Source organism: Massilia sp. PAMC28688, assembly GCF_019443445.1.
Classification (GTDB): Bacteria; Pseudomonadota; Gammaproteobacteria; order Burkholderiales; family Burkholderiaceae_D; genus Telluria_A.
The window spans coordinates 2,885,593-2,902,719 of the sequence record NZ_CP080378.1; the positions used below are offsets into that span (position 1 = coordinate 2,885,593).

Consider the following 17,127-nt stretch of genomic DNA (forward strand, 5'->3'; position numbering starts at 1 on the left):
GCATGCCTACTTGCGTCCAGACGGTGCTGGCGTCACGCTTACCATTGATGCCAGTGTTCCTGTTCTGCGCGAGCATGGCTTGGCCATCACCCAGACTTTCTATCGCAATATGTTTGCGGCCCACCCGGAGCTGACCAATCTGTTCAATATGGGCAATCAGGCCAGCGGCGTGCAGCAGCAGTCGCTTGCAACTGCGGTGTTTGCTTACGCCGCCAATATCGACAATGCCGCCGCACTGGCGCCTGTGGTCAGCCGCATCGTGCACAAACACGCGTCGGTCGGCATCACGGCGGAGCACTATCCGATTGTGGGACGATATCTGCTGGGCGCGATTCAGGAAGTGTTGGGCGAGGCCGCCACACCGGCCCTGATTGCCGCCTGGGATGAGGCTTACAATGAACTGGCCACCGCCCTCATCAATGCAGAAAGTGCGCTGTACGCCAAGGCGGGCACGACGCCCGGCCAGCTCAGCGATATGCGCGTCCTCCATGCGCGTCACGAAAGCGAAGACGTCAAATCGTTCGTGCTTGCCATGGCCGATGGCAGTGCCGTGCATACATTCACGCCGGGCCAGTATGTCAGTGTGTCCGTGACGTTCGATAACGGCGCGACCCAGCTGCGCCAGTACAGCTTGTCTGACGCGCCGAACGGCAAGACGCTGCGCATCTCCGTCAAGCGCGAAAGCGACAGCGGCGCCCAGCCGGCCGGTCAGGTGTCCAACTGGCTGCATAATAATGTGTCGGAAGGCAGTGTTCTCAAAGTCACTCACCCTTTTGGCGACTTTACCTGTGATACGGCGTCCGACGCGCCGATCGTGCTGCTGTCGGCAGGGGTCGGCATCACGCCCATGATCGCCGCGCTTAATCATATTGCGCGCATCAATCCACAGCGCCACGTGGTGTTCGCACACGCCGCACGCGCGGCTGTCTACCATCCGCATCGCGCCGATGTGGCAGCAGCAAAAGCAGTGATGCCGCATCTGGTGATCGCGTCGTTTCACGAAAATCTGTCGGCCGATAACGCACGCGATGGCGCCCTGTTCCAGGGACGCATGGAGATCAGCAAGATCCCCGCATGGCCCTACGACCAGGCCAATGTCTATATGTGCGGCCCCGTGCCCTTCATGCAGGACCAGTGGCGCGCACTGATTGATGCGGGGGTGCCCGCACATCGCTTGCATCGCGAAGTGTTCGGTCCGGAGCTGCTCAACTACGTACAGTAGTTGCCCGGCGCGCGGCCGCGCAGTGTACCGGCCTGCCATATCAATTCCGGTATCGTGGCAGGCAAATTAGTGATTGGGAAATTGTTAACGCCTTCAGTAGCATCGCTGGACCACGTTCCGAATTCGAGGGAATCCAGCCATGAAAAAACTATTGAGCACGCTGTGCATTGCCGCCGTTACCCAGGCCACGCTGGCAGCACCCGCCGCCGCACCGCCTGCACCAGTGAAACTGACCGTCGACCTCAGCGAGGTCAAAGGGCCGATGACCCCCATCTGGGCCTGGTTTGGATATGACGAACCCAACTACACCACAACCCCCAATGGCAAGAAGCTGCTCAGCGATATCGCAGAACTGAGCCCGGTCCCTGTCTACGTGCGCGCCCATAACCTGATGACATCGGGCGACGGCAGCCACGCGCTCAAGTGGGGCTCGACCGGCATGTACAGCGAAGATGCAAACGGCAAGCCTGTCTACAACTGGACCATCGTGGACCAGATTTTCGATACCTACGTTCAGCGCGGCATGAAGCCGCTGGCGCAAATCGGCTTCATGCCGGAAGCGCTGTCACAGCGGCCCCAGCCTTATCAGCACAAGTGGAAGCCGGGCGTGCGCTACGAAGAAATCATGACGGGCTGGGCCACGCCACCCAAGGATTACGACAAGTGGGCCGAGCTGATCTATCAATGGGTCAGGCACTGCGTGGAACGCTATGGCCAGAAGGAAGTGGAAAGCTGGTACTGGGAAGTGTGGAACGAGCCGGACGGTTTTTATCTGATCGCGCCGGACGTCAAGCGTGAATATTTCAAGATGTACGATTACGCCGCCGATGCCGTCAAGCGGGCCCTTCCCACTGCGCGCATGGGCGGACCACATACGGCAGGCGCCGGCCCGTTCATGGATGACTTCCTCAAGCACGTGCTGACGGAAAAGAATTACGCCACCGGCAAAGTTGGCGCGCCGCTGGATTTTGTCGCCTTCCATGCCAAGGGCGCACCGAAGGTGGTCAATGGTGTGGTCCGCATGGACATGGGCATCCATTTCAGGCGCCTCGATGACGGTTTTGCCATTGTCCAGAAGTACCCGCAGCTCAAGGGCATGCCGGTCATTATCGGCGAGTCCGATCCCGAGGGGTGTGCGGCCTGCGGCATGGCAACCAACCCGGAAAATGCCTACCGTAACGGCACTCTCTATGCAAGCTATACGGCCGCTTCCATTGCCCGCAAGTTCGACCTGGCAGATAGGCGCGGGGTCAATCTCATTGGCGCGGTCAACTGGTCATTCCTGTTTGAAGACCAGCCCTGGTTTGCCGGCTTTCGCGACCTGGCCACCAATGGCGTCAACAAGCCTGTTCTGAACGTGTTCCGCATGTTCGGCATGATGCGCGGTGAGCGCGTGGCCGTCAGCGGTGATCAGGCCCATGACGCCTTCAGCATCAGGGCTGGTGGCGTGCGCGGTGCGCGCACCGACATCAATGCCCTGGCCGCGCGCGACCAGCGCAGCGTGGCCGTCATGCTGTGGAATTACCACGATGACGACATCATCGATGCCGGTTCCGAGGTAGCCCTGGAAATTGGCGCCATTCCAGCCGGCCAGGTGAAAATGCGCCATTACCGGATCGACCAGGAGACCAGCAATTCCTACACCGCGTGGAAGCGCATGGGGTCGCCAGCCAATCCTACCCCGGACCAGATACGCGCTTTGCAGCAAGCAAGCGAACTGGCCCAGCTGGGCGGCCAGGAAACCATCAAGGTGCAAAATGGAAAGGCGTTGATCAAGATGCGCTTGCCGCGCCAGGCCGTATCCCTGCTGACCATCACGTACTGATATGCGACCATTATCTCGTTTAACCTTGATCATTGCGGCCCTGGCCGCGCTGCTGGCGCCTGCCGTCCAGGCGGCAGACGGCGCTGCCCTGTACCAGCAAAACTGCGCGGCATGCCACGGCGCCAGTCGCGAAGGTGCGCTCGGGCCAAGCCTGGCTGACGCAAGCTGGGTGAAGGTCAGGCCGGAGCAGGGGGCACTGGCCAAGTTCATCGAAACCGGGTCGCCCACCGCGGGCATGCCGGCTTTCAAGAGCGCGCTGGCACCGGATGCCATCCGGTCCATTGCCCAGTTCTTGCTCAAGCCAGCCAAAGGCGCAGGTGCTGCGGCTGCTGCGCCGACCAACTATCCGGAACTGGCCAATTTCAAGCTGCCGCCGGGCTTCAGCATGGCGGTGTATTCCGACAAGGTGCCTGCCGCGCGCGGCATGGTGGTGTCGCCCGCCGGCATTGTGTACGTGGGTTCGGGCGCAGCCGGCAAGGTCTATGCGCTGGTCAGCAGCAAGGGCGATCACGTGGTTGACAAGGTGGTCACAGTGGCGGAAGGCCTGGATGCACCGATCGGTGTCACGCTCATGAACGGCGCACTCTACGTTGCCGAAATCAGCCGCCTGATCCGCTTTGACCAGATCGACCGCACCTATGACAAGTGGCCGGCGTACGAGGTCGTCAAAGTGTCGCTGCCCAAGGACAAGTGGCACGGCGGCAAGGTGGTGGCGGCCGGGCCCGACGGGAAGCTGTACATCCCGGTGGGGGCGCCCTGCAATGTATGCAACAAGGAAAACGAGCCCTACGCCAAAATCTTCCGCATGAATCCGGACGGCTCCGGCCTGGAAGAATATGCGCGTGGCATCCGCAATTCGGTGGGGCTGGCTTTTCACCCCGTCACCAGGCAGTTGTGGTTTACCGACAATGGCCGCGACATGCTGGGTGATAACGTTCCATCCGACAAACTGGATGTGGCGCCCAGGGCCGGCATGCACTTTGGTTTCCCGTTTTGCGCCGGGGGCGTGCTGCCAGACCCGGAGTTTGGCGCCGGCCGCAGCTGTGCCGAATTTACCGAGCCAGTGGCCAAACTGGGGCCCCACGTTGCCGCGCTGGGGCTGGCGTTCAATACGGGCGAGCAGTTCCCGAGTCAGTACAAGCACCAGTTGTTTATTGCCCAGCACGGCTCGTGGAACCGCGCGCAAAAGAGCGGCTACCGGGTCGGCCTGGTCACTTTGCACGACAACAAGCTGGTCAGCGATACCGTCTTTATTGATGGCTTCATACAAAACGATGTGGTCATCGGACGCCCGGTCGCCATTGCTTTCCTGGCTGATGGTTCGATGCTGGTGTCGGATGACTTTGGCGGCCGCATTTACCGGGTGAGCTACCAGGCACCGCCGAAAAAGGAGTGATGTTGGCGGCCTGGCAGGCTGCGCCCGCCCGGATGAATCTCCACATCAGGAAATGCACCGCCCTCGCGCGAGGACGGTGCTGCGGTGCTGCAGTATCAGCCTGTATGGCGGCCGAACTTTCCGCTACGTACCCAGACGGTGACCTTGCCGGCCGGCGCGCTGAAGTTGGCCCAGCCACTGGCATTGGCGCACACTGCCGTGGTGACCGCGTTGGTCACGTCATTGAAGCACTGATTGGCGTGCGCTGAACCGACAAACATCCACTTGGAACCGGCAACCGAGCGGTTGTCGTTCATCAGCACGGCCAGGCCGTACCAGTGCTGGGCGTTGCCTTCGCGCGTCCAGCCCACCACGTCGCTGTGGTCGAAGTAGTTGTTCTGCTTGCCGTATGCGTGGAATTTGCGTCCGGTGAGCATTCTGTCGATGATCCAGCTGTGGTTGGCAACCTTGTTGGGCACGCCTTCGTAGTCACCCAGGAACACCGTTGGATAGCCGCTCTCGCGCAACAAGATGGCAGCATAGGCCATTGGCTTGAACCAGTCCTGCACCTTGGACGCCAGGCCGCGCCCGTCGAGCGTGTCGTGGTTGTCCACGAAGGTTGCCGCGCGCAGTGGATTGACGGCCACCAGCGAGCCATTGAACAAGGAACCCATGTCAAAGCTGCCATTGGCATTCGATGCGCGCTGGAACGTGGCGTGCAGCGGCACGTCGAATACGCTCATGTTGTTGCCGCTGCTGTTGACGGTGTTGACGTAGTTATTGAGCGCGTTGATGTCGGCTTCCCAGTACTCGCTCACCGCAAATGCGTTTGGCTTGCCGGTGGCGTTGCGCACGTGGCTGAGCCACTCATTGAAGTAGGTCGAGGTAATGTGCTTGGTTGCATCGATGCGGAAGCCGTCGAGCTTGGCTGTGTTGGTGTACCACACGCCCCAGTCTTTCAGATGTGCCCGCACGTCCGGATGCTGGAAGTCGATGTCCGCGCCCATCAGGTAATCGTAGTTGCCCTTTTCCAGGCTCACGCCGGAGTCCCAGCTCTTGCCCGAGCCGCGGAACTTGTAGATGCGGCAGTTGGTGCAGCCGTCGGCGCCCAGGTTTTGCGCGTAGTCGGTGCCGTCGAAATGGTACCAATTCCAACGGAAGTTGTTGTACTTGAGCGTACCCGTGCTCTGCATGCGGCCGGGGAAGTTGAAGTTGGTGTAGACCTGTACGCTGACGTCGCCGCCGTATTCGATGTTGCGGTTATTCTGGTCCACCCGCACTGCAGTGGTCCACTCGGTCGCGTCCGCGCCGATTTTATGGTTCAGGACAATGTCGGCATAGACCTGGATGCCCGCGGCGTGGGCCGCATTAATGGCGGCAAGGTACTCGGCACGGGTTCCCCAGCGCGTGCGCACCGCGCCTTTTTGATTGAATTCGCCGAGGTCGTACAGATCGTACACGGCGTAGCCAACGTCATTGGTGCCGGACGCGCCCTTGTAGGCCGGTGGCAGCCAGTAAGCGGTGATGCCCTTGGCAGCCCAGGTGGGGGAGGCGTTCTTGACCCGATTCCAGTGCTGGCCATCGCCGTTGGATTCCCAGTCAAAATATTGCAGCATGGTGCCGTTGGTCTGGGCCATGGCGGTGGAAGCGCCGGCCGCCAGCAGGCCCGCCGTCATCAGTTGAAGCAGTTTCTTTACTTGCATGTTGTTGTCTCCGATTTGAGTTCTTTTGTTTTTTTGACTCACTGGTACGACTGCAGTTTCAGGGAATGTAGGCGCCTCCTTGTCTATACATAATCTGTAGTTTTACGACCAAATGTGCAATTTGGTGAGTCAGATAGTCCCGCTATTTGTGGTCGATGTCAATAATCACACAATCTATCTGTAGTTTTACTTCCAAGTCGCTCTGTGGTGCATTGCGGTGGGCGCAAAGGAAGAAGGGCTGTCTTGCTGACTGCCGTGGACGTGGAAGCAGGCATCTGCGAGCAGGGGCGGGGGAGGAGTTGATGCCGGACTGTTTGAGGAGGGGAGGGCACGCGCCCCTTGTAGAAGCGCGTGTTGCCTAATTACCCAGCCACTCGGCGAATGGCTCGGCTGACTGTCCCGGCACCAGGTAGAACACCTTGCGCGTGCCGTCCCAATGGGCGCCCAGCTCCCTGGCCCGTGCCCAATCAGCCGGGCTTGTCTTGAACTCAATGCGCCCGGGTGCGCTGGTGCGCGCCTCGTTGCGACTGACCGCCGCTTGCGCGCGCGGCTTATCCGCCTCAATCTGCATGCGCGCGATGAATGGACTGCGGCGGGCCGCATCGCTGGGGCTGATCAGCGTCAGGCCGGCAATGGCGCGCGTGATGGCGACATAAAACAGGTTGTCTTCCTCGCTGCGATCGGCCCGTGCGAACGGAAACTCGTCCACCTCCAGAAACGGCAGGATGACGTGCTGGAATTCCTTGCCTTTGACATTGCGCACGCAGTCAAGCTGCACGCAACCCTTGACGCGCTTGCCCGATCCGTACTGGTCCGCAGCAGCGATCCATTCGGAAAACTGCCGCAGGTTCATTTGCATCGCTTCCGCCGCCTTGATGAAACCGGCAATCGACCGGCTGACCACGCGTGCCTCGTGCGGGTGGACGAAAAGACGCCTGGCAAGTGCTTCCACGTCCATCCGGGCGCAGATATGGCGCAGGGCCACATCTGCCGCCGTGTCCGGCGCCAGTGCAGTCATGTACGCAATGACCCCTGCCATACGCTCTTTGACGTCGCCGGCCACCAGCTGGTCCAGTTTTGACACCAGCGTCAGGAGAAGGTTGCGCAACATGTCGAGCAAAGTTTGCGGGTCCATGCTGGCCGCACCTTGTTCCAGATACGCAATCATGGCCGCTGTATCCTGGTCCACCTCCGACAGGGCGCGCTGGAGGGTGCTGTCCGCGCCGCTGCCCGTATCACCCTGGACATAGCTCTGCAAGCTTGCCAATTGCTGGCGCAGTGCGCCGAGCACCAGGTCCGGCTCCTGGCTGCGCTGAGTGCGGATAAGTTCGTCGGCCGCGGCGGCCACACGGTCGCGTACATCCTTCGATTTGCGCTGGTCTACCCGCCCCGAAAACAGCCAGTTGAGCGCCACCGGTTCGTCAATTACTGCCTGCCGCAATTGCGCTACATTGTCGTCGCGCGAAAAGCTTACTTCAGCGAACGTTGCCACGGCATCGAAAATGGCGCCCCGTTTCGACTTGTCCGTATCGGAGAAATTATTCAGGGCGATAGCGATCATCCCGCGCAGGAACAGGATTTCTTCGCGATCCAGATAGCGCGGCATTTCCAGTGTCCGGTATGGCACTCGCGCGCGCATCAGGGCGTTTTCGATGGCGATTGCCTGGTGTGGTTCACGAACCAGGACGGCGCAGTCTTCGATGGGATGTCCTGTTGCGGTCCAGCGTTTCACACTGGCGACCACCTGGTCTGCGCAGCTGGTGGCGTCGCCGTCGTAATGGCGCTGGAATATCCCGGTGTGCAAAGGCAGCAGGGAATCGGAGGGCTTTTGTTTGAAGGCGCCCGCGGCAAACGCCAGGTGTGGTCCGTGCCGGAAGCTGAAGGTCAGCGGATAGGACGCCGTACCCGGAAATGCGGCCGTGAAGCGGCTGCGCATGAATGTGTCGCTGGCGCCGAGCCGGGAATGGATCACCTGGTCGATATCGCCGGCACCGATAAAGTAGGTGTAATCGGCTTCGATCAAGTGCTGCAACAGATGAAACGAGGCTTCGTTCAAATCATGCAGTTCATCGCACAGGATAATGCGCGAGCGCGGCAATTGCGATCGGGTGATGATCCCGCCGTCGAGCATCACGGCCAGGTCGTAGGTGGCGTCGAAAGGTCCGCGAAACAGCACGTCGCCGCTGCTCTTGACCCGGTGTCGCTCGTATTCCTGGATCGTCAGGACCGTGGCGTAGCTCACGCCCAGCACATCGGCAACCTCGTCTTGCGTCAGGTCGGTGAGATCGGCCTGCAGGCGCAGCGTCGCCTTTAATTCAAGCTGCGCGTGAAAGAACTGGCTGAGCGCCGCCGTCGACGTATCTGAGACAAAGTAGTCAATTTTGCCGCCGTAATTGTCGCTGACCTGTTGCAGCGCTTCATCGACATAGGGCTTCAAATCCTTGATGCTGCTGATTTGCGGGACCTTGCGCTGTTCAATCTGTTCAAGCGTTTGTAGCGCGAACTCGTTGAAGGTCGCCACGCGCAGCCGCGCCGCAGTGGCGGCCGGGATGCCAACATCGAGCAGCCGCCGTTTGAGCACGTCGCGTGCTTCCACCGTAAAGGTCAGCGTCAGGATATGTTCCGGTCCCAGGCCCCGCGCCAGCGCCTCCCCAATGCGCAGTGCCAGCGTCGTGGTCTTCGCGGCGCCCGCGTTGGCCTTGATCACGACCACCTTGTCGCGAGAAAGCTGAATTGCTGACTGCTCGGCCGTAGGCGCGAGGTTCCTGGGGACGAAGCGGGGTGCGTCTGGTTGTGTCATTGCATTCTGGATGGGGAAGCGGGTAGCGCCAGCGTCAACGCCGCAGTAGCGGTGACAGGAAACGATCATTGTCTCATGCCCTGTTTCTTACCAAGGTGAATCCTTGTCACTGCCCATGCCAGGGCGGGTGCCCGGTTATTGTGCCGCCCCAAGCAGCAATTCTCAATGGCGCCTTAAGTTAGGCAGGGGCAGGCAGCCGCCGTGCCCGGTGGCCTGAGCCGCCCAGATTTTTTGGAGAGCATCATGAATGCGCGTCGTGTTTTATCCCCCTCCCTGCTGGCCTTGTCGCTGTGCGCGGCAAGTCTGGCAACCGCCCATCCCGAGTATCGCGTGACCATCGTGGCGCCGGCTGGCAGTTACGCCACTGACATTAACAGCAAGGGCGTGGTGGTTGGTTATTATCCCCATAGTGCGACCAGTGTCCATGCCTTCCTCAACCGCGGCAAGGGGTTGGTGGACCTGGGCACCTTACGCGGCACCAACAGTGCCGCCATTGCCATCAATAACAAGGGCCAGGTGCTGGGAGACTGGATCAGCGCCGGAGGCCAGCGCCGTGGCTTCATCTACCACCACGGATCGGTGCGCGACATCGGCGTTCAGCCCGGTCGCAGGACGTTTTACACCGATATCAACGACCAGGGTTTCATCACAGCATATGGCTCCCGGACCGACTCGACCGGCGGGCAGGACGGATTCCTGCGCGCGCCCGACGGCCGCTTCACGAACATTGGCGCGGTGCCAAATACCGAGTCGGAATTTTCCATGACCCATGCGTACGCTCTCAATAATAGCAACCGCATCGCCGGCTCATCCGGGCCGCTGACTTTTCCTGACCAGCCCTTGCGCGCCATCGTGTGGTCGGCAGGTGTCATGCGCGATCTTGGCGATTTCGGATGGGCACCCAACGCTGCAACCGCCATCAACGATTGCGGCCAGTTGACGGGCTATGCCTCGGTGCCGTCCGCATTTTTTCGCGACCGGGTCGCCTTCGTCTACGCCAACGGGCGCATGATCGATATTGATCAGCGTCCCGCCAGCGTCGAGCGCAACAGTTCAGGGACCGGGATCAATAACCACGGTCACGTGGTCGGCTCCAGCGACCACTTGTCCGGATTCATATACCGGGGTAAACGTATGCAGAGTCTGAATGCCCTCATCGACCCCAGGCTGCGCTGGAATATTGCTTCGCCCCAGGCCATCAACGATAGCGGCCAGATCGCCGCCACCGCTTACCGCAACGGCGTCCAGTACGCTGTGCGCCTGGACCTGATCCGGCCCCACCTGGCGCGCCTGCCTGATGGGGTTGACACGACCTCGCAAGCCATCCCGGACGCGGCCGACACCAATGCCGTGGCGCGCGAGCTGGCCAGACCTGTACAGCAATAAGCTGGGACATCCACCGGTGCGGGCAGCGGCGGCACTCACCATCGACTTCCTGCTGACAGCCAAGCGCGACATGGCTGCGGCGAAGCGCTTCTTCGACAAGGCCATGGGAGCGAACGGCGATCCGGCAAGGTCGCGATGGACAAGAGCGGCGCCAACAAGGCGGCGATCGAAGCGGTCAACGTCGGCCGCGACGTGCCGATCCTGGTGCGCCAAGTCAAATACCTCAACAACATCATCGAGCAGGACCATCGTGCCATCAAGCGAGCGACCAGGCCGATGCTCAACTTCAAATCGTTTCGGTCTGCCGGCTCCGTGCTCGCCGGCATCGAGCTGATGCACATGATCCGGAAGGGGCAGTTCGCCGTCGATGACGATGCGCCCATGTCGTTCGCTGACCAGGTCTATGCGTTAGCAGGACAAGTCCGTCCAATGTAAGTCGGGATCATGCTCAACATGAAAAACCACGCTGGGTTCAACAACGCGACAGAACCCACTTTTACAGGCGATGCAAAGTGAAGGTTCAGGAAACGCTGAGCGTATTTCAAAGACAGCCCGCAACGACGGGCGCTATGGCTCATCTCGATGGTTAGCGTCATACCGGCAACTCGACCCCGTCATAGGCGGGCAGCCTGCAACGGCGGGCTGTATGGCAAACCGGTGGGTTGCGTGATGTGTGAGAGATCGGCAGGGGCTGCGGGGCTCCCCGCGCACCACGCCGCCATAGTGTTTTGCGGGAGTCTTCGTACCAGGGCGGGTTTTCCGTAGTCCGGATGGGATACGGCTAGGATACATAGCCCTCCGACAGGATATGTCTCACATACAAATGAGATACGAACAGCATACAGTGGGCATTTCAAGCCCACACCGTCCCCTCAACCACCGAATGTTTAGTCCGTGTCGGCTTAATGGCACTGCCCCTGGCCCACCTCCAGCGCAAACTTTTGCCGCTAAAAATGAGGCCGGCCTGGACACCGCGCCAGAAGTAGCGGGCTGAGGGCGGCTTTTTCTTGAGGTAGATACATGGGCATCCATACATCCCAAATTGCACGTCACCGCAAGAAGTCTTCAGGCAACTGTCAGCGTACAAAGCCGCCCATCGTTTGAGAAGCCAAACCCCAAATTCCCCGGTCGCTGAGCTACGGAATCTTCGTCTATGGCGTTAATATTTATAGTTAATATATCAATATCTGGATCATAGGCGAAATTCAATTTACCAGCGGTCAAAGCACAAATAATTGCTTGAAGCCTCTCCGAACCCAGCTCGCTAGCGTCAAATAATTCGACCCCCAAGGGAACGTCATCTCGGCTCACCTCAATCACCGCATTTATCCTGACCATTGTCAATGCCTCCTCTATCGCAGCAAACTTTAGATATATAGTTTTCTCGCCTGCTAAGAAGAGAATATTTTCAAAACTTTTCATTTGGGGGCCCGACGTGTCCACTCATTACATTGCCTCCACGGCCAGTAACGACTGTGACGTTATTTGCAGAATCATAATACACAGACCCGCCATTACTGGGGGATACCTGCGGCTGTTGAGTATTGATAACATGATCAATTACGCTACCGGGAAGGTTTCTCGTCGGCCCAGTTTCAGCGGAGTAGTGCCGTGTCAGCTCTCTCCCGCCGGCGTACTGCCGTATGTAGGTCGTGATGGCGAATTCATTGGTTGACACGACCAGTACGACTCGGACCGACTCAGGAGATCCCGCAAAAACTGAACATCCTGCTGTGAGTATCGATAGCCAGGGCGCGCAAGCGTTGCGTAGTTGAAATTCGCATCATAAATGCGAATCTTACTTACCAATGACTTAACATTGGACTGAGCAATTATTTCTTGAACCGACGGTGTGCTACTCGGACCGGAGGAACCTCTGGGAAGTCGATAGCGGTGCAGACCATCTGGATCAGCGTATTCAACAGGATTGCCCCCGACATACCCGTAGGTATTTATCCCGCCTGCCAAGCCGATCGGATCAGATTGCATATACCGCCCGGTCTGCGGATCATAATCCCTGAAGTAGTTGTATAACTACTCTTCTCAGACGCCCGTTGTGCGCCCTGTTCGCCAGATGATCCAGAATATCAACCCGGAAGCCCCGCCAAGCATTGCAAATCTCAACAAACTTGCATAATCCATACTTCCGCCAGACGTCAATCCCACGAGACCAATACCCCCTATAAGCGCGCCGGATCCAATAGCAGACCACCAGGTAACTAACCTCAGCTTATTCAGCAGTAGAAATGCTGGAATCCCAAGAATGGCTGTAATGGCGGCTGCAAAGTAATAGAAGACAAAGAAGGATCCCGCAACCGAATGTAGATCGCGCTCTCCAGAGAGCGGATATACCACTGCCATGTAAGCAGCAGGGAGTATTGACGCCGCGAGAAATCCGAATACGTTTGCATATACACGCGTCATTTCCGCCTCATTTCTTGCAAGTACACTCATCGACAAACTTTTTCATCTGTTTACCCCACACAAGCTCATTGGCCATTGTCCTAACCATTGAAGGCACAAACATGGACTGAATCGGGTGCGTCCCCTCGCCCCAAGTGTGCATTGTGCCGTCTCTTACGCCTCGCGCAACATAGCCTGGCCCAAACGCGCTTTTCGGTCCAGTAACATTAACCACAAGCGGCCCGCCTGTCGTAAGGTCAGTAGTCGTGTAAGACGTGCCCCCTGTGCCAATATAACTTGAGACACCTACCCGATTAATTTAGAGTACAGCAGTAGGTCCCCAAATGCACAACCGAAAGCATCAAATTAGCACTCCAGTAGCTCCCCCGGACACCACCGACGTGTCGCCTTCCGAAGCGCAACGGCCAGACCCCGAGGTCGTCCCCACTGCCAAGCGGCGCGCTTTTTCCAAGGCCGAGAAACTGCGCATTCTGGCCGCCGCTGACGCCTGCGTGGCGCCCGGCGACATCGGCGCGTTGCTGCGTCGGGAAGGCATCTACTCGTCCCACCTGGCGACGTGGCGCAAGCAGCGTCAAGCTGCAGGCGAGGTCGCCGCTCTGGAGCGCAAGCGCGGCCCGAAAGCTGATCCCGCTGCCGCCCAGACGCGGCGCGTGCTGGAGCTGGAAAAAGAAGTAGAACGCCTGCGCGCGAAGCTGGTCAAGGCCGACTTGATTATCGACGTCCAAAAAAAACTTTCCACTCTGCTGGGTCTGAGCACCAGCGACACACCGAGCGAGCCGAAGTGATTAATGCCGCCAACAGCCTGGGTGAGCAGGTCGGCCTGGCCGCTGCGTGTCGCGCCTTGCGTCTGCCACGCAGCGCCCTGTATCGCGACCGCGCCGCGCGCCACATCTGCCTGTTGCCGCCCCCTGTCGCGACAGCACCAGCGAGGCGGCCTCCGCTGGCGCTGTCGGAACTGGAGCGCCGCGTCGTACTTGACGTGCTCAACAGCCCGCGCTTCGCCAATTGCGCGCCTGCAGCCATCCACGCCCAGTTGCTCGACGAAGGGCGCTATGTGGCCTCGGTACGCACCATGTATCGCTTGCTGCAGGGCTGCGCCGCCGTGCGCGAGCGGCGCAACCAACTACGCCATCCAGAGTACGCCAAGCCCGAGCTGCTGGCCGTGGTGCCCAATCAAGTCTGGAGCTGGGACATCACGAAACTGAAGGGGCCGGTCAGAGGAACCTGTTTCCATCTGTACGTCATACTCGACATCTTCAGCCGCTACGTCGTCGGCTGGATGGTGGCCGAGCAGGAAACCGCCGAATTGGCCGAGCAACTCATCGCCGACACCGCCGCTAAGGAATGCATCTCGCCGGGCGCGCTGACGTTGCATGCCGACCGAGGCAGCAGCATGCGCTCTAAGCCAGTGGCCACGCTGCTGTCCGATCTGGGCATCGCCAAGTCGCACAGCAGGCCCTACGTCTCCGACGACAACCCGTACTCGGAGGCGCAGTTCAAGACCATGAAGTACCAGCCCGGATTCCCAGCACGTTTTGGCTCGCTGGCTGACGCGCGCGCTCACTGCGCCACGTTCTTCACTTGGTACAACCAGCAGCATCGCCATTCCGGCATCGGAATGATGACGCCCGAGAGCGTCCACACCGGTCGCGCGATCGAAGTACGCAAGCAACGACAAGCCACTCTGGCAGATGCATTCCAGCGCACGCCGAACCGTTTCAAACACCGCATGCCGCAGCCGCAGAAGCTACCAACGGCAGCATGGATTAACCCACCGGCGATGGAGACGAAAGCTGCCTGAGATCCGAGATTTAGACTCTCACCAATTCAACCAGGTGTTTCAAAATCATTGACACGCTCCGGTGACCCAATTTGGTTGGCCACCCACCACTGCATTATTCGCTGTTCCGCCAGTTGTCGCAGGACTTGGATTCCCGGGTGTCGGATTATTCCTTATCTTGTCCAGCACGCACTGCAAATCAGCCTGTCCAAGTGGCTGAATTACATCGTACATGTGATAAAGCGGATTCCAACCACTTATCTGCTGAGGGGAACCGGGGCCAGCTGGGATCTTGAACGATGGCCCTCCGGGATAATTACAAGTCGTAATGCCATTTGCGGTAGTGCAAACAAGTCCCAAAGGATCTATCTGGCTGACCGGATTTCCGCCGACATAGCCATACGTGTTCATTCCACCTTCGAGCCCGATCGGGTCAGACTGCACATACCGCCCGGTCTGCGGATCATAATCCCTGAAGTAGTTGTAATGGAGACCCGACTCTTTATCATACAACTGCCCAGGAAATCTCGGGTTATATACAAATGCGCCTAGACTCGACGGATTCTCGAGCGGCTGAGCCATGCCAAAAGGATCAGTCTGATCCCAACGCCACACGATCTTGCTATCGCTTGCACGCGCAATCACGCGTGGGGTATCGATGTGGTCCGCGTAAACATAGTTCACGACGATCTGGGTGGCGGTGTTCCGCTGTAAGACAGCCACGGACATGGTTCCGAGATAGACCGTCTCCTGAATCAGCGCGCGGTTATTGTCGTACTCGCCTAGCAGCTGCCCGCTCTCGTCGTACACGTAGTTGTGGACACCTGTCGGAATCACTGTGGTGGGCCCGCTCTTCCGAACACGTTGATCCAGTCCGTTGTACAGGTAGGAGTAGGTAGCGCCGCCAGCCGTGGTCGTTCGCCTGCGGCCGCGATCGGAATAGGTGTGGGTGACCACGCCGTTGCCCCACATGTTGCCTGCAGCGTCGTAGGTATAGGTCTTCGCTGGCAAAGGTCCACCAGCTGCACTCAAGCGATTGCTGGTCGGTTCGACCGTGTTGGTGTAACTGCCTGTACCGAACGATGCCTGGGTCCGGTTGCCAGTCGCGTCGTACTTATAAACCTGCGTCGTTGTGCCCTTGGTGAACTTAACGAGCCGGTCGATGCCGTCGTACTCGAACGTTTGATTCAGGGCGGTCGCTGCCGCTTCGCCACCAGCCGCACCTTGATGGGTGAAGCCCTTGATGCGGCTAGCCTCATCGTAAATGACTGTACGGCGTACACCACCTGTGCCAATTTTCCCCAGATCGTATGCGCTGACCCGACCGTCCAGATCTAATGAACGCGTGGTGCGATTCGGAGCGATAGCTGGATAGCAGAAGAATTTGCTCGAAATTGACCTCGGGGATGTGCGCTTGAACAAGCAAGCGCGAGTGATGGTGGAGGCGTTTGCAGCAAAGCCGACGGCCAATATTCCCTTGGCCCGCGATGGCTCGACGGACATGGCAGCGGCGTACCGCTTCCTCGATAACGACGGGGTCACTTGGGAAGGCATCATGGCGCCGCATTGGGCGCGCACGGAACGGCGCATGGCTGCCCGCCCTGTTGTGCTGTGCCTGCAGGACAGCACAGAGCTTGATTTCAACGGGCAGAAAGTGCGCGGGTTACATCCACAGCCTGTAGATCCAGAATGATTCGTCGTCCATGAAGCGCTGACTGAAGTCGCTGGGCGAAAAGCCGGTGATGCGCTTGGCCACGCGGCTCATGTGCGCCTGGTCGGCAAAGCCTTCATCCTGGGCCAGGGTGGCCCAGTCCAGCGGCTGCCCGGCTTCAAGGCGGTCGCGCGCGGCAAAAAACAGTCCTTCCGTGCGCACCAGCGACTGCCACTCGCGCAAAGAGCGGCCGCTGAACGACTTGATGCGCCGCTCGACATGGCGCGCGCTGTGCACGCGCCCCCAGGTCTGCGCCTGCCAGGCGAGCCTTTCCACCCAGTTCCGGCCCAGCTGGCGCAGCGAGGGCTTGCCCGCAGGACGTGCGTTCAGGGCTTGCCAGCGCGGCGCCAGATGGGATTCGAGCACCGACAACATGTGCGAATCGGGACTGGCCAGCAGTTCTTGCCACAGGGCGGCAAAGCGCGCACCCAGCACCTCCTGCACGGGCAGGAAACGATCCTGGATCGCGCCCAGATCGATGTCGAACAGCGCCTGCGCCGCATCGGCATTGAAGCAGGCCATGTAGCCGGCCCCCGTGGTCGGCGCCCAGGTGACACGCGGATGCGACTGGCTCCCGGCCACCAGTACGCGCGCCCCGAACGGCGCCCACGCCGGTGCGCCCGCGTCCTGCGTGACAAGGCCGGCGTCAATGTCGTGGTACCACGAGATCGACACCATGGGCGAAGCAGGAAAATGCGACAGCCGCTGCACGGCATCGAGCGGCAGGCCGCGCGTATCGCGGCCTATGAGGGCAACCAGTGCGCCCTGCAAGGACGCCGGCGGCAGGCGCAGCCAGTCGCAGGCGGCGGCCAGGCGCGGCCCGCGTTCTCGCGGGTCGGGGCACGCCATGGCGCTGTGGGGTTCGGCAAACATAGCTGCCAAGTATAGCCTGCGGCGCGTG

The 17,127-nt window shown here is 59.8% G+C and carries 11 protein-coding genes and 3 pseudogenes; 7 read left to right on the forward strand and 7 right to left on the reverse strand.

Annotated elements, in window-relative coordinates; translation table 11 throughout:
* Positions 1-10 precede the first annotated feature (10 nt).
* The 3 genes from hmpA (at position 11) to KY495_RS12995 (ending at position 4,443) form a co-directional block, all read left to right on the forward strand.
* Positions 11-1,222, forward strand: a complete 1,212-nt coding sequence (hmpA, locus tag KY495_RS12985) for an NO-inducible flavohemoprotein (RefSeq protein WP_219879848.1) — start codon at positions 11-13, stop codon at positions 1,220-1,222.
* Positions 1,223-1,361: 139 nt separating this feature from the next.
* Positions 1,362-3,047 carry a hypothetical protein gene (locus KY495_RS12990; protein ID WP_219879849.1) on the forward strand — a complete coding sequence of 562 codons (1,686 nt, stop codon included), beginning with the start codon at positions 1,362-1,364 and terminating at the stop codon, positions 3,045-3,047.
* Between the two features lie 25 nt (positions 3,048-3,072).
* A complete protein-coding gene (locus KY495_RS12995) occupies positions 3,073-4,443 on the forward strand; it encodes a c-type cytochrome (protein WP_229518290.1) in 1,371 nt (456 codons plus the stop codon).
* Between the two features lie 95 nt (positions 4,444-4,538).
* On the opposite strand, the gene KY495_RS13000 is transcribed toward KY495_RS12995, so the two are convergent.
* Both KY495_RS13000 and KY495_RS13005 read right to left on the reverse strand, forming a co-directional pair.
* Positions 4,539-6,125: an alpha-amylase gene (locus KY495_RS13000; protein ID WP_219879851.1), complete on the reverse strand. Its 1,587-nt coding sequence runs from the start codon at positions 6,123-6,125 to the stop codon at positions 4,539-4,541.
* A gap of 358 nt (positions 6,126-6,483) precedes the next feature.
* Positions 6,484-8,925: a 3'-5' exonuclease gene (locus tag KY495_RS13005; RefSeq protein ID WP_219879852.1), complete on the reverse strand. Its 2,442-nt coding sequence runs from the start codon at positions 8,923-8,925 to the stop codon at positions 6,484-6,486.
* Positions 8,926-9,168: 243 nt separating this feature from the next.
* Between KY495_RS13005 and KY495_RS13010 the strand changes: the two genes are divergently transcribed.
* Both KY495_RS13010 and KY495_RS13015 read left to right on the forward strand, forming a co-directional pair.
* Positions 9,169-10,311 (forward strand): HAF repeat-containing protein, encoded by a 1,143-nt coding sequence (locus KY495_RS13010; protein ID WP_219879853.1) that lies wholly within the window; start codon positions 9,169-9,171, stop codon positions 10,309-10,311.
* A 28-nt stretch (positions 10,312-10,339) separates the two neighbouring features.
* Positions 10,340-10,746 (forward strand): annotated as a pseudogene (locus tag KY495_RS13015) (transposase); the annotation flags it as partial.
* A gap of 630 nt (positions 10,747-11,376) precedes the next feature.
* Here KY495_RS13015 and KY495_RS13020 read toward each other — a convergent pair.
* The 3 genes and pseudogenes from KY495_RS13020 to KY495_RS13030 all read right to left on the reverse strand — a co-directional run bounded on the left by KY495_RS13020 (position 11,377) and on the right by KY495_RS13030 (position 12,765).
* Positions 11,377-11,733, reverse strand: coding sequence for a hypothetical protein (locus KY495_RS13020; protein ID WP_219879854.1), 357 nt, complete (start codon positions 11,731-11,733; stop codon positions 11,377-11,379).
* Positions 11,734-11,925: 192 nt separating this feature from the next.
* Positions 11,926-12,333 (reverse strand): annotated as a pseudogene (locus KY495_RS24290) (RHS repeat-associated core domain-containing protein); the annotation flags it as partial.
* A 21-nt stretch (positions 12,334-12,354) separates the two neighbouring features.
* Positions 12,355-12,765 (reverse strand): hypothetical protein, encoded by a 411-nt coding sequence (locus KY495_RS13030; protein WP_219879856.1) that lies wholly within the window; start codon positions 12,763-12,765, stop codon positions 12,355-12,357.
* 293 nt (positions 12,766-13,058) lie between these two features.
* Here KY495_RS13030 and KY495_RS13040 point away from each other — a divergent pair.
* A protein-coding gene (locus KY495_RS13040; protein WP_374040954.1) for an IS3 family transposase occupies positions 13,059-14,536 on the forward strand; the annotation gives its coding sequence in 2 pieces (ribosomal slippage) (positions 13,059-13,484 and positions 13,487-14,536; 1,476 coding nt in all).
* A 45-nt stretch (positions 14,537-14,581) separates the two neighbouring features.
* Here the strand turns inward: KY495_RS13040 and KY495_RS24295 are convergent.
* A complete protein-coding gene (locus KY495_RS24295) occupies positions 14,582-15,937 on the reverse strand; it encodes an RHS repeat-associated core domain-containing protein (protein WP_307728186.1) in 1,356 nt (451 codons plus the stop codon).
* Between KY495_RS24295 and KY495_RS13050 the strand changes: the two are divergent.
* Positions 15,909-16,181, forward strand: a pseudogene (locus tag KY495_RS13050) (transposase DNA-binding-containing protein); the annotation flags it as partial. The gene KY495_RS24295 and the pseudogene KY495_RS13050 sit on opposite strands and share 29 nt — an antisense overlap.
* On the opposite strand, the gene KY495_RS13055 reads toward KY495_RS13050, so the two are convergent.
* Complete coding sequence (locus KY495_RS13055) at positions 16,179-17,099, reverse strand: AraC family transcriptional regulator (protein ID WP_219884237.1); 921 nt, start codon at positions 17,097-17,099, stop codon at positions 16,179-16,181. The pseudogene KY495_RS13050 and the gene KY495_RS13055 overlap by 3 nt on opposite strands.
* Positions 17,100-17,127: the final 28 nt, after the last annotated feature.